14 protein-coding genes are annotated in these 12,686 nt (G+C 47.1%); 1 reads left to right on the top strand and 13 read right to left on the bottom strand.

The genetic code is table 11. The features are described from left to right. Window positions 1-201 precede the first annotated feature (201 nt). From OXB_RS06270 to OXB_RS06215, 12 genes are all read right to left on the bottom strand, one after another. Window positions 202-1,401 carry a thiolase family protein gene (locus tag OXB_RS06270; RefSeq protein WP_041072766.1) on the bottom strand — a complete coding sequence of 400 codons (1,200 nt, stop codon included), beginning with the start codon at window positions 1,399-1,401 and terminating at the stop codon, window positions 202-204. Next, on the bottom strand, window positions 1,398-2,267 hold the full coding sequence (locus OXB_RS06265; protein WP_041072764.1) for a 3-hydroxyacyl-CoA dehydrogenase: 870 nt from the start codon (window positions 2,265-2,267) through the stop codon (window positions 1,398-1,400). The genes OXB_RS06270 and OXB_RS06265 overlap by 4 nt, the downstream gene beginning before the upstream one ends. Before the next feature lie 71 nt (window positions 2,268-2,338). Continuing rightward, window positions 2,339-3,856: an aldehyde dehydrogenase family protein gene (locus OXB_RS06260; protein WP_041072763.1), complete on the bottom strand. Its 1,518-nt coding sequence runs from the start codon at window positions 3,854-3,856 to the stop codon at window positions 2,339-2,341. 15 nt (window positions 3,857-3,871) lie between these two features. Continuing rightward, window positions 3,872-4,645 (bottom strand): enoyl-CoA hydratase-related protein, encoded by a 774-nt coding sequence (locus tag OXB_RS06255; protein WP_041072761.1) that lies wholly within the window; start codon window positions 4,643-4,645, stop codon window positions 3,872-3,874. 15 nt (window positions 4,646-4,660) lie between these two features. Then, window positions 4,661-5,437 carry an enoyl-CoA hydratase/isomerase family protein gene (locus tag OXB_RS06250; RefSeq protein WP_041072760.1) on the bottom strand — a complete coding sequence of 259 codons (777 nt, stop codon included), beginning with the start codon at window positions 5,435-5,437 and terminating at the stop codon, window positions 4,661-4,663. Continuing rightward, a complete protein-coding gene (locus tag OXB_RS06245; protein ID WP_041072759.1) occupies window positions 5,437-5,739 on the bottom strand; it encodes an EthD family reductase in 303 nt (100 codons plus the stop codon). The genes OXB_RS06250 and OXB_RS06245 overlap by 1 nt, the downstream gene beginning before the upstream one ends. Window positions 5,740-5,753: 14 nt before the next feature. Continuing rightward, window positions 5,754-6,254 (bottom strand): 1,2-phenylacetyl-CoA epoxidase subunit PaaD, encoded by a 501-nt coding sequence (paaD, locus tag OXB_RS06240; RefSeq protein WP_041072758.1) that lies wholly within the window; start codon window positions 6,252-6,254, stop codon window positions 5,754-5,756. 211 nt (window positions 6,255-6,465) lie between these two features. Continuing rightward, window positions 6,466-7,278, bottom strand: a complete 813-nt coding sequence (gene paaC / locus OXB_RS06235) for a 1,2-phenylacetyl-CoA epoxidase subunit PaaC (protein WP_041072756.1) — start codon at window positions 7,276-7,278, stop codon at window positions 6,466-6,468. Further along, window positions 7,275-7,622 (bottom strand): 1,2-phenylacetyl-CoA epoxidase subunit PaaB, encoded by a 348-nt coding sequence (paaB, locus tag OXB_RS06230; protein WP_041072754.1) that lies wholly within the window; start codon window positions 7,620-7,622, stop codon window positions 7,275-7,277. Before paaB ends, paaC begins: the two co-directional genes overlap by 4 nt. 27 nt (window positions 7,623-7,649) lie before the next feature. Continuing rightward, complete coding sequence (gene paaA / locus OXB_RS06225) at window positions 7,650-8,603, bottom strand: 1,2-phenylacetyl-CoA epoxidase subunit PaaA (protein WP_041072752.1); 954 nt, start codon at window positions 8,601-8,603, stop codon at window positions 7,650-7,652. Between the two features lie 353 nt (window positions 8,604-8,956). Beyond that, window positions 8,957-9,196 carry a ferredoxin gene (locus OXB_RS06220; protein WP_041072750.1) on the bottom strand — a complete coding sequence of 80 codons (240 nt, stop codon included), beginning with the start codon at window positions 9,194-9,196 and terminating at the stop codon, window positions 8,957-8,959. Window positions 9,197-9,232: 36 nt separating this feature from the next. Next, window positions 9,233-10,255 carry an NAD(P)/FAD-dependent oxidoreductase gene (locus tag OXB_RS06215; RefSeq protein WP_041072748.1) on the bottom strand — a complete coding sequence of 341 codons (1,023 nt, stop codon included), beginning with the start codon at window positions 10,253-10,255 and terminating at the stop codon, window positions 9,233-9,235. Between the two features lie 416 nt (window positions 10,256-10,671). Here OXB_RS06215 and OXB_RS06210 point away from each other — a divergent pair, with 416 nt between their 5' ends. After that, the gene (locus OXB_RS06210) at window positions 10,672-11,121 is read left to right on the top strand and encodes a hotdog fold thioesterase (protein ID WP_041072746.1); all 450 of its coding nucleotides are present in this window, start codon (window positions 10,672-10,674) and stop codon (window positions 11,119-11,121) included. Window positions 11,122-11,464: 343 nt separating this feature from the next. Here the strand turns inward: OXB_RS06210 and OXB_RS06205 are convergent, their stop codons facing one another. Beyond that, window positions 11,465-12,679 (bottom strand): ABC transporter substrate-binding protein, encoded by a 1,215-nt coding sequence (locus OXB_RS06205; protein ID WP_041072744.1) that lies wholly within the window; start codon window positions 12,677-12,679, stop codon window positions 11,465-11,467. Between the last annotated feature and the right edge of the window lie 7 nt (window positions 12,680-12,686).

The raw sequence follows: 12,686 nt of genomic DNA, 5'->3' as shown, positions 1-12,686 counted from the left end.
CCAACCTTACCGTTGAACAATCAAAAAGCAAGGGCTCTGGTCGCTTTCCGCGGGCCAGCCGCGAAGCCTCCTCCGGCTTGCAGAGCCGTGCGGGGTCTTGCCGGCCGGCTTTCCCGCAGGAGTCTCCCGCCGCCCTTGCTTTTTGCGGTAATATACTTGGGCAAGCGACTTATGAGGCAGTCCCTTTCCATTCACTCATTTTTATGCTTTTTCTACAATCGTAGCAATACCTTGGCCGACGCCGATGCACATTGTTGCCAAACCGTATTGGGTATCACGCTTATTCATTTCATAGATGAGGGTAGTCAAAATACGAGCTCCGCTTGCGCCAAGTGGGTGTCCGAATGCGATTGCTCCGCCGTTGACATTGACTTTTTCCGTATCCAATTCCAATTGGCGAATACACTCCAATGATTGGGAAGCAAAAGCTTCGTTCAGCTCGACTAAGCCGATATCGTCTACTGTCAATCCAGCGCGCTGCATCGCTTTCCGGGAAGCGTAGATTGGACCCAAGCCCATGACCGCAGGCTCCAGTCCGGCCGTTGCGCCCACTACGTATTTCGCTAACGGTTTCAAACCTAGCTCTTTTGCTTTGTCCGCACTCATGACGAGTAGGGCCGCAGCGCCGTCGTTCACTCCTGATGCGTTTCCGGCTGTTACCGTGCCGCCTTCGAAGATCGGACGCAGTTTGCCCAAAGCTTCCGCTGTCGTTTCCGGGCGTGGATGTTCATCGGTGTCGACAACGATTTCATTCCCTTTCCGGTCCTTGTAGACGACAGGGACGATTTCATCTTTGAATGCATTCTCTTCCATCGCTTTTTTCGCACGTCGCTGGCTTTCCAATGCGAACGCATCTTGCTCTTCGCGTGTAATATTGAAACGTTCCGCCACATTTTCAGCTGTTTTCGGCATCGTATCGGAGCCGTACATGGCTTCCAGTTTTTTGTTTGTAAAGCGCCAGCCGATCGTCGTGTCGAACATTTTCATATCGCCACGCGGGTAATCCACTTCCGGTTTCCCCATGACGAATGGAGCGCGCGTCATGCTTTCTGTTCCACCCGCGATGTAGATGTCCCCTTCATTTGCCATGATTGCCCTTGCAGCGTACATGACTGCATCGAGGCCTGAACCGCATAGACGGTTCACTGTCGTGCCTCCAACTTCGATTGGAAGCCCTGCAAGCAACGCAGACATCCTCGCGACGTTCCGGTTATCTTCTCCTGCCTGATTTGCGTTTCCGAAGACAACTTCTTCAATTTGCTCAGGCGGGAGTTTCGGATTCCGTTCCAATAAAGCCTTGATGACAACCGCACCTAAATCATCCGGTCTTACCGACTTCAATGCACCTTTATATCGGCCGAATGGCGTGCGGACGGCATCAACGATTACGACTTCCTTCATTTGTCATCCTTCTCCTTTTGTGTATAGTCATAGACCCCTTTGCCGCTTTTCCGGCCCAGGCGTCCCGCTTTGACATATTGTTCGAGCAACGGCGCCGGACGGTATTTTTCGCCCAGTTTTTCGTGCATGTATCTGAGGTTGTTCAGACGGGCATCGAGGCCGACCAAGTCGACGAGTTCGAAAGGTCCCATCGGATAATTCAAACCTAATTTGATTGCCTTGTCGATTTCTTCTGGAGTTCCGAGTCCTTCCTGCAGCATATAGAATGCTTCGTTTCCAACAAGAGCGCTGATTCGGCTTGTAACGAATCCCGGGAACTCGTTGATGACAACTGTCTCTTTGCCCATATTGATAGCGACTTGGCGGATTACATCAGCAGTTTCATCACTTGTTTCAAGTCCACGGATGATTTCGACCAACGGCATTTTATGTACAGGATTGAAGAAGTGCATCGCGATTGTCATTTCCGGACGTTTTGCATATGATGCGATTTCCGTCGGGCTCATCGTCGATGTGTTTGTCGCGAAGTAGCAATGGGCAGGAGCATGTTCTTCAATCGTTTCAAATACACCTTTTTTAATATCTGCAATTTCAGGAACCGCCTCTATGACAAGATCAGCTGATTTGGCAGCTTCCGCCAAATCCGTTGCATAGTACAGATTTTCGCGCGCCTGCTCAGCTGCTTCATTTGTAATTTTGCCGCGTTCCAGCCCTTTGTCGAAAATCAGGTCGATTTCCTTTTCCGCGTTTTGCAGAGCGTCTTGATTAATATCTACGATGGTGACGGAGTATCCGCCTGTCGCTCCGACGTAGGCGATTCCTCTTCCCATGACGCCGGATCCGACAACTACAATATTTTTGATCATCAGTTTTCCCCCTATGTGTTGAATGAGCAAGGAACAGGTGGCCGACTGGCCCCTGTTCCTCATTGCCCATTTTATAGTCCGAACGGATTCAGTGGACGTGCACCGAAGTAAGACATAATGCTCTTCGTTTCTGAATAAAGGTCCAATGTTTCGATTGCTAGCTCGCGTCCGAAACCGGATTGTTTGTATCCGCCAAATGGTGTTCCAGGGAATGCAGAGAATGGGCAGTTGACCATGACAATTCCCGCTTCAATCTGATTCGCAACACGAGTACATCTCGCTCCGTCTTTCGACCAGATTGCAGATCCGAGGCCGAATTCTGTGTCGTTCGCCAATTTGATCGCTTCCTTCTCATCGGAGAATTTAGAAACGACAACAACTGGTCCGAAGATTTCTTCTTGAACGACTTTCATATCTTGTGTGACGTTGCCGATGACAGTTGGTGCATACCAGAATCCATTTTCGAAGCCTTCTGGATGCAGTTGTTTTCCACCTGCTAAGATTTCAGCGCCTTCATCGATTGCGGATTGAACATAATATTTCACTGTGTCCAATTGACCTTGGTCAATAACCGCGCCAACATGCGTCTCTTGGCTGAATGGATCGCCTAGGACGATTCGGTTCGTTTTCTCGATGAATTTCTCCATGAACTCATCATAAATGCTTTCATGAATGTATAGACGGGATCTTGCTTCACAAGATTGTCCCGTGTTGTTGAAGATACCATAGAGGGAACCGTCTACTGCTGCATCGATGTCCGCATCTTCGAATACGAGGTTCGGAGATTTACCGCCAAGTTCAAGCGTGACGCGTTTTAAAGTGCTGGAAGCGCGTGCCATGATATCTTTCCCGATTGGCGTCGAACCTGTGAATGCCACTTTGTTGACTAGCTCGTGCTCTACTAGGAAGTTTCCGATTTCAGAACCGGAGCCTGGAAGGATGTTGACGACGCCTTCTGGAACACCTGCTTCGTGACAGATTTCCCCAAGGATGATAGCTGTCAATGGAGTCAAAGATGCAGGCTTGATGATAACGGAACAGCCCGCAGCGATTGCCGGCGCAATTTTCCAAGCAGCCATCATCAATGGATAGTTCCAAGGGATGATTTGTGCAGCGACACCAATCGGCTCTTTCTCCGTGTAGTTGTGGAATTGTCCAGGAACGTTATTGACAGAGCCGCGGTGAGCGACAATCGCACCTGCGTAGAATTCGAAATCTTCAACTGCTTGGTTGATTTGTGCTTGTGCTGCACCGATCGATTTACCTGTGTTCAGAACTTCCAATTCAACGAGTTCGTTGAAACGGCTGCGCATGATTGCCGCAATTTTGTTCAAAACGCGGGCACGGCGTCCTGTAGGAGTACGTTTCCATTTCCCGTTGTCGAATGCTGCTCTAGCTGCTTCAACAGCACGTTGAGCATCCTCTTGTGTCGCTTTCGCTACTTCAGCAAAAACTTCCCCTGTGGCAGGGTTGACGACTTTCGTGCGGGCACCGTTGCTCGCATCGACTTGTTCGCCGTTGATGAAAAGCTTGTAGTAGTCGCGCTTCATGGATTGAGTTTCAACTGCTGTTTCTTGTGTTTTAGTCATGAATAGATCCTCCTCTTATTTTCCTTTATATACAGGCTTCCGTTTTTCCAAAAATGCAGTGACGCCTTCGCGGTGATCTTCCGTAAGGCCTGCGATCCGTTGTCCCTCCGCTTCCCTTTCCAGGAAAGTCTCGAAAGGAAGTGCCGCTGCATCTTTCAGTCCGCGTTTGATCAAACCGATTGTCTTCGTTGGCAAAGCCGCAATGCGTGCTGCGAAGGCAGTAACTTCCTCTTCCCACGCCTCTTCCGCAATTTTGCGGTTGGCCAAGCCCCACTCAACCGCTTGGTCAGCTGTCACTTTCTCCCCGAGGATTGAAAGTTCGGCTGCTTTTGCAGGACCGACCAGTTGTGTTAAGTAATACAGATTCCCCGAATCCGGAATCAATCCAACATGGATGAATGCGTTTACCAAGCTGGCACGTTCTGAAATGAGACGGAAATCGGATGCCAGGGCCAGACTGAAGCCAGCCCCCGCCGCCACGCCATTGATGGCTGCGATGATCGGTTTTTCACATTTTTCGATTTGAAGTATCATAGGCCCGTAGTGATCCCGCAATACTTGTCCCAAATCCATGTCTTCCGTCACTTCCGAAAGATCCTGTCCAGAACAAAAGGCACGGCCTTCACCTGTCAGAACAATACAGCGCACCGACTCATCCTGAGAAGCCGATCGAATGGCATCTTTGATCTCACGGTTCATCTGGGCGATAAATGCGTTTAATTTGTCTGGCCGGTTCATCGTAAGCCATGCTACACCGTCTTTTATCTCATACGTAATCGTTTCGAACACGAAGCCGCACCTCCATCATTTCCCTTTGTAATTCGGTTTTCTCTTTTCAATGAAGGCGTTCATACCTTCTTTTTGATCTTCCGAAGAAAATAATAAATAGAAGTTCTTACGTTCGTACTGCATTCCTTCATACAGTGAATAATCGACTGCCTTATTCACCGAGTCTTTGATCAACCGAAGGGAAAGAGGCGGCATCTTGGCGATCCGGTTTGCGAATCGAAGAGCTTCTTCCCGTAGAACTTCCGGTGAAACGATCCGATTGATAGCCCCATATTTCAACAACTCTTCTGCTGGAATCCGTTCTCCCGTCCACAACCATTCGATTGCTTTCGCCCGGCCGACCAGTTTCGTCAACCGTTGTGTCCCGCCTGCACCCGGCATGACGCCAAGGCTCACTTCCGGGAATGAAAACTCCGTTCCTTTTGCCGCCAAGATCACGTCACAGCAAAGAGCCAGTTCGAAGCCCCCGCCGAATACGAAGCCATGGACTGCACCGATGACCGGTTTCTTGATGAGGGCCAAGCGATCCCAATCCTCGAATTGGTTCAATAATTCCAAGCTCATGGAATCGGCTTCCGCCATCTCATCGATATCGGCACCTGCGGAGAAAGCCTTCCCTTTGCCAGCAACCAGGATGACGCGCACTTCGTCATCCTGGTCAAACGTTTGCATGGCATGTAAGATTTCGCTTACCATTTTACGGTTGATTGAATTATATTGACGCGGCCGATTGAGTTCGATGACACCTGTCATATTGTCAACCGACGTCTCAATGAACTCATAACCGCTCATTAGCTGTCCTCGCCGATCATCAATGTTACCAGTTTACCAGCAAAGCCCATCAAGTCCTTGCCGGATGCCTTTCCTTCGTCGGAACGAAGTCCTGCCTGAAGTGATTCCATGTCATCGTAAATCATTTCGCACATTAAATAGTATGGAGCTTCTCCACCCATTGGAGTTCCGTTGAATTTTGTCACTTTCATTTCACGCAATCCCGGAATCTTAGCAGTGATCGGGCCGTGAACATTGAAATAGTGTTCGTCGAATTCTTCCTTGTTTTCTGGATGTTTGTAAAGAGCGATCAGTTTAGCCATTGTTCTCCTCCGTTTTACATTAATGTTGAAACAGGTTTCATCGCCTCGAAAGGGGTTTTGCAGTTTTTGCAATATAAAATGCTTCTGCAAGCAGTCGGGCCAAAAATATTTTCCATCGTCACATACGTCGATTCACAATATGGGCAATCCACATGCCACGAACCGTCTTCTTCGATGTGACGTGGAGGGGCTGCAATACCGAACTCTTTCAGCCCCGCACGTCCTTGTTCCGTCACGCGGTCCGAAGTCCAAGGTGGACTATAGATGAAGTCCACCGTCACTTCCCCCACGTCAGGAAGCGCTGAGACAGCTTTTCTAGTGTTCTCCCGAATGATTTCAAGCGCTGGGCAGCCTAAAAATGTCGGCAATAGAGTCACAGTGACGTTATTGTTTTCCGTCTCGACCTTCTCTACCATTCCAAGATCCACAATGCTTACCGTATCGATTTCCGGGTCTTTGACAGTCCCAAGAACTTGGAGCACTGCCTCAACCTCCGGATTTGTAGATAGTACCATTACGGACACCTCTTTCTATAGATCAATTACGCCTCGGCGTAATTGCGTCCAGATTTTTTCGAGCTTGCTCGAAAAGCTCCCTTAAAAATCTGTGACATCCGCCGGAGGCATTAACTAAATTCAGCAGGATCTGAAACATACTAAATTCGAGCCGTCCATACGTCCACCTTACCACTTGCAGAAGCAGAAGGGTTTTGCTGAATTCAGTTAATCACCAGGCAGTTGTAGTGTCCAATCGATAGACTTCGGAAAGTGTTGCAATAGCATCTTCCAAGTCTTTTGTATGTTCGCCGTTACGGCCATTCATTTCAGGTTTTGCAGGGATTGTCGGAAGATCGAGTCCTAATTTCTCGAAAACAGGGGTAAGTGCAGCAACCCAGTTAGCTTTCAATTCTTCTTCCGATGCAATGAATCCTGCTTTTTCAATGTTTTCTTTTTCATTTCCGTAAGAGAACACGTCGCCGAAATCCGGAACGACCAATTCGATCGCTTGCTTCATCCGGTTCTTCGCGTCATCTGTTGAGCTGAGAAGCTGCTCGAACCAAAGCTTCCAATGCATCAAGTGATAATAGAGTTCCATATTCGCCTTGATAGCTATGTCCGCTAATGGCTCGTAAGCGCTTGTGCGCAAAGAATCGATTTTCACTTTTTTCGCTTGCGTGTAGAAATAACTTCTTACGACTGTATACGCCCAGTCGTATTGCGGCGTCTCCATGTAATAGCCTTCTCCGTTTACACGTTCCACCAATACGCTGTTGCGTCTCTCTCCCGCTGGGCGCAGATGAGCCAAATCATCCGCTTTCCCTGCACCAAGGTCTTCCAATAGTTTATAGTACATTGCCGAATGGCCCATCGTGTCTTGCGTGATGGAAGAAGATGCCACGTCCTCCTCGATGTGTGGAGCCAAGCCAAGCCATTCGGATGCACGATAAGAAAACAGGAAGTCGTCATCAGCCAGTTGGAATAAAAGTGCTTTTAGTGCGTCTTTCTCTTCTGTAGTTAGTACTTTTTCCGTATTGCTCATTTCTTTCTTCCTCCCGCCCATGACAGTATTTCCTTCTCGTCCAGCATGCCTTGTTCGTACTCACGCCATTTTTTACGAAGATATCCGTACCCTTTCGTAGTCCGGTAATCTTTATTATCCAAACGTTGAAGAGACAATCTCTCCTCTTCATCCATTTTCCGTACGTCTTTCTTGTTGACGACCCAGATATCAACTACAGGCTCCCGGCGCATGAAGTTCTCTTGCGCCAAGATGAGAGCCATATCTTCGTTTGGAGCCAATAGGTCAAATTGATGTTGAAATGAGGAAGTCGGTGTTCTCTTGCTGAACACTTCAAATTCCTGATAAAAAGTTTTCTCTGACATAATCTTCTTTCCTCCCTTAACGTCCCGTTAATTTACTACCGCAGCTAACGCTTCACGTACCCATGCGTTATTTTGATATGAAGAGCGTCGCAAATTCAGGCGAGCCTGTGATCTCGGTCCTTGGTTGCCGATGATTTTCTTGAATTCATTCCAGTCAGGCTGCTCATAGACCCATTCGCCTTTCTCTTCGTCGTAGTGAAGTGTCGGATCAGGGATTGTCAGGCCGAGAGACAGGATCCTTGGGATATATTTATCCAGGAAGCTTTGACGCAATTCCTCGTTCGTATTGATTCGGATTTTATATTTGATCGTCGTATCCTGTTTCGAGCTGCCTGTCGTCGATTTGCTCGCTGGGCCAAAGAACATAAGAAGGGATGGCCACCAGCGGTTCAACGCATCTTGAATCATCGCTTTTTGTTCTTCCGTACCTTCTGCCAATGCCATGATGATTGCCTCGCCATGCTGTGCGTGGAAAACTTCCTCTGCACAGATCCGCTGTAATGCTTTTGCATATGGACCGTAAGAAGCACCAAGCATATTCGTTTGGGAAATGATCGCTGCCCCGTCTACGAGCCAACCGATCAATCCAGCGTCCGCCCATGTTTTCGTTTCCATATGGAAGACGTTGTGGAATTTCAGATCTTCGTTGAAAAGATCTTGCATGAGATCGCCGCGTGTCTTGCCGTAAGGTTTCATCAAATCTTCCGCTACGCGAAGTAGAAGCTGGCCATGGCCCATTTCGTCTTGGACTTTTGCCATGATGCCAAGTTTACGATATAGGGAAGGCGCTTTAGGAACCCATTCTTTTTCAGGAAGCGCTCCCATAATTTCACTGATACCGTGCATGGAGATCAATTTGATGAGTGTTTCACGGTAATCGTCCGGCATCCAATCATCCGCTTCAATCTTCTCTCCCGCTTCGATGCGCTCCATGAAGCGCGCCATTTTTTCTTCTTCTGTCATCGTTGTCAATGTAACCATCTTTGTTTTCCTCCTTCATATTGATTGTATTCAATATGCCTTCACTTGGTATAACAACATCCAAACGACATGACTACTTATCGTTATATATAAGTTTAGTATAGTACATTACGCTATACAAAGCAAATGTATTCTGACAAATATAGCTGCCAATTGCCCATTTTTCGGCAAGCGCTTTCAAATGCTTCTACACTAGTATATTCAATTAAACGCCTTATGCTCCGTTCACCCTTGAACGGAGCACAGGGGAACATCAGTGCATAGCAATCCCGCCTCTTTTACAAAAGGCGGGTCGGGCCTATCCTGTATTTCTCAAATCAAGAAAGGTCTCAGCTTTGTGTTATGGTTGCAACTTAGACTTCTTCCAGAACAATCGGATGTTCCGCCACCTTGATCGAATCCGTTGGGCAGCCTTCTAGTGCATCCTCCAAATCATCGTAAAGATCCTCGTCAACTTCCGCAGTTCCTTGATTGTCATCGAGATGGACAAATGCAAAACCTTCATCATTATAATCGAAAATATCCGGCGCGCTCGCTCCGCAAGCACCACAAGCGATACAAGTGGACTGGTCAACAACAGTATATTTAGCCATACGGCATTGTCCTCCTTTTATTGTTATGAAGCCGGATTATTGTCCGACTTTTACTTTTTTGTTTTCTTTTTGCTCCATGAGCGTCGTACTGTGAACCGCTTGAACTCTCGCCGTCGGGTCGATGTAGACTTTCGCATTGCTGACTGCGGTCGGTGCTTCGCCGAAACCGCTGGCAATCAATTTCACTTTTCCTTCATATGTGCAAATGTCACCAGCTGCATAGATTCCTTCGATGTTCGTCTCCATTTTGGAGTTTACTACGATGCTATTTTTTTCAATTTCCAATCCCCAATCAGCAATCGGGCCAAGAGAGGAGACGAAACCGTAGTTGACGATTACATCATCGACTTCCACTTCTTCTGTGACGTCCGCTTTCACTTTCTCCAAGACAACCTTTTCAATTCCTTCTTCGCCGACGAAACCGATAGGAACGTAAGGAGTCTTCACTTCAACTTTCGATTTCATGAGGTTTTCAACACTTGCTTCATGCGCACGGAATTTATCGCGACGATGGATAAGTGTCACTTTTTCTGCAATCGGTTCCAACATGAGGGACCAGTCAACCGCCGAGTCGCCTCCGCCGTATACATGGACATTTTTGCCCGCGAACTGATTCAAATCTTTAATGAAGTAATGAAGGTTTTTGCCTTCATATTTTTCCGAGCCGTCCAACTCAATCTTCCGCGGTTGGAAAGCACCGTTCCCAGCCGTGATGATAATCGCTTTGGAATAGTGGATTTCACGGTTTGTCGTTAACTTGAACACGCCGTTCTCCAATTTCTCAACTTCTTGAACGTCTTGCTCCAAAGTGATCGTCGGATTGAATTGAGACATTTGCTCGACTAGGTTGTCGATTAGCTCCTGTCCGCTGACTTTCGGGAATCCAGCGATATCGTAAATGAATTTTTCTGGATATAATGCAGAAAGCTGACCACCCAATTGTGGTAGGCTTTCAATCAGGTTGACCGACATTTTTCGCATTCCCGCGTAAAAAGCCGTGAATAATCCGACCGGACCGCCTCCTATTACCGTCACGTCGAAGATCTGTTCTTCTTGCATGAAACAATCCCTCTTTTCCAATTTTTTGTGTATGTTCGTGTCCTTTATTTACCCTCGTATAACAGAATTTAAACGGGTATTGCAATTCCTGTGATATAAAGTATTTTAAACTATTCTTTCTTCACTGTCAACACTAGTTTCTGAATACTCTCTAACGTTTCGAAGCTTCTTTTATATCCTTTACTAGATGCTTAAAACCATCTTTTATGTATAAGCTTTTAAGTAATTGACTGAATCTTATTCACATTATGAATCATTTATGGTACTGTTTTAGAGTATAATATATCTGTTTTTTCCGTACCGTTCAATTTTTGTAGTATATTATACCAGCATGTACAAGAGAGAGGTGTTTTTCTTTTTTTAAATGTAATCGCTTTCCATTGAATTTTTATAATAAAAGATAGGAAGTGGATCGAATGACAAAACGTATAGACGAAACAGAAATACACGAACAACATTATGAAGAGATCCGTTCATTTCTTGAGCAGGAACCTTATGCACAATATCTGGGCATGAAATTAGTCGACCTAGGCCTTGGAAGCGCTACTGCCGAATTGGTGCCAACCAAAGACATGGTCAATGCCCACAACACCGTACACGGTGCAGTTCTTTTCTCATTGGCTGACTACGTATTCGCCGTGGCAAGCAACTCATACGGAAAAACGGCGGTTGGTGTAACGACGACGATGAATTTCATGTCGGCAGCCTTCGCCGGAGAGAAACTTACCGCAACGGCCCGCGAAGACAAACGCAACCATCGCCTCGCCTGGTATACGATTGAAATCACTAACGGAAAAGAATTGATCGCCACTATGCAGGCTATGGTTTATCGGAAAAACGAATACTTTGTTCCTGTGGAAAACTGATCGAGGGGCTGTCCGAAAAGTCCAGGCACAGAGTTGGATACTAGCAAAAAGCAAGGGCGCCGTGAGACTCCTGCGGGAAAGCCGACCGACGAGACCCCCGCACGGCTGTAAGCCGGAGGAGGCTCGTCGGCTGGCCCGCGGAAAGCGACCAGAGCCCTTGCTTTTTGTGTGTTTAACCGGAAAATCCACTTTCTGGACAGCCCCTTTCTTTCCGATCAAATCTCTACTATATAATAGGGTTGTCCAGGAGATGAATTGTGATTGTGTCAGTCTCCCACCTTTGACTCCCCCAAACGAAAAACGAGGCGCTTGCGAAAGCACCTCGTTCTGTCACTCTACTGATTTACTCAAGAAACGTCCATTTTCCGTCTTTGACAACTGCCATGACCAAGCTGTCCGGCGTCAAGCCGTTGTGGTCTTCTGCCGTGAAGTTGAATACTCCTGTCGTTCCGACCCAATCATTAATGTTTGTTTCCAAGTAGTCGCGGATTGATTCGCGGTCTGTTGCACCGTTTTTCAACGCTTCGATTACAAGCATGATATTATCATATCCGTATGAACCGAAGTTAGTTGGTTCGCTGCTGTATTTCGCAGTATACTCTTCGTAGAATGTAGAAATAACATCATACTGCGGATCGTCTGCAGGAATTTCACTTGGGAATAGAAGCTTACCAGTTGGAATTACAACACCTTCCGCTGCTGCTTCCGCTAGTGTAATGAAGTTCTGGTTTGCAATCCCATGGCTTCCGATGATCGGAAGGTCGATACCTAGATCACGCGTATTTTTTGCGATAACTGCTGGGCCTGGGTTTGTTCCCCAAACGATGATAGCCTCTGCACCTGCACTATTGATTTTTGTCAATTGCGCACTCATGTCTGGGTCTTGTGTGTTGAAGCTTTCTTTTGCCACGATCTCAATGTCATAATCTTGATCCAAAGCCTCTAGATATTCAAGACCACTTGAACCGAATGCGTTGGAGTCCGTAATCAAACCGACTTTGCCGATTCCTTGTTCATTCAAATACATATATACCCGCTCTACTGCAAGTTTATCAGATTGAGGTGTTTTAAATACCCACTTTGAATCTTCTACAGGTTCAACAACATGAGCACTAGCTGCCGCTGAGACCATCGGCACTTGTTGCTGCATGGCAATTCCTTTCATCGCCAAACTTTCACCACTACCCGAAGAACCTAGAATCGCGATGACTTTTTCGTCATTGATCAGACGGTTTGCTTCTTGTGTCGCTTTTTCTTGGCTGGACTCATCATCTGCAAGGATGATTTTCAAGGGCACACCGTTGATGCCGCCTTCAGCATTGATTTTTTCCTCTATTAATTTTGTTGCGTTCCACTCCGGCTCACCAAGTGGACTGTTCGGGCCTGTTTTGGAATAAATCGCCCCGATTTTGTATTCAGTTACTTCTCCAGCACCCTCGCTGCCGCCTGTCGAACCGCCTTCTTCTTTCTCTGTACCGGCGCCTGAATCACTGCCGCATGCTGCAAGAAGCAATGCCGCCAAGATAGCCATTAGAAATGGCAAAAGTAATTTCTTCATCAAAAAT

Source organism: Bacillus sp. OxB-1 (assembly GCF_000829195.1).
GTDB lineage: Bacteria > Bacillota > Bacilli > Bacillales_A > Planococcaceae > Sporosarcina.
Note: the sequence above shows the minus strand (reverse complement) of the source record. Positions and strands in the feature narration are given on the sequence as shown.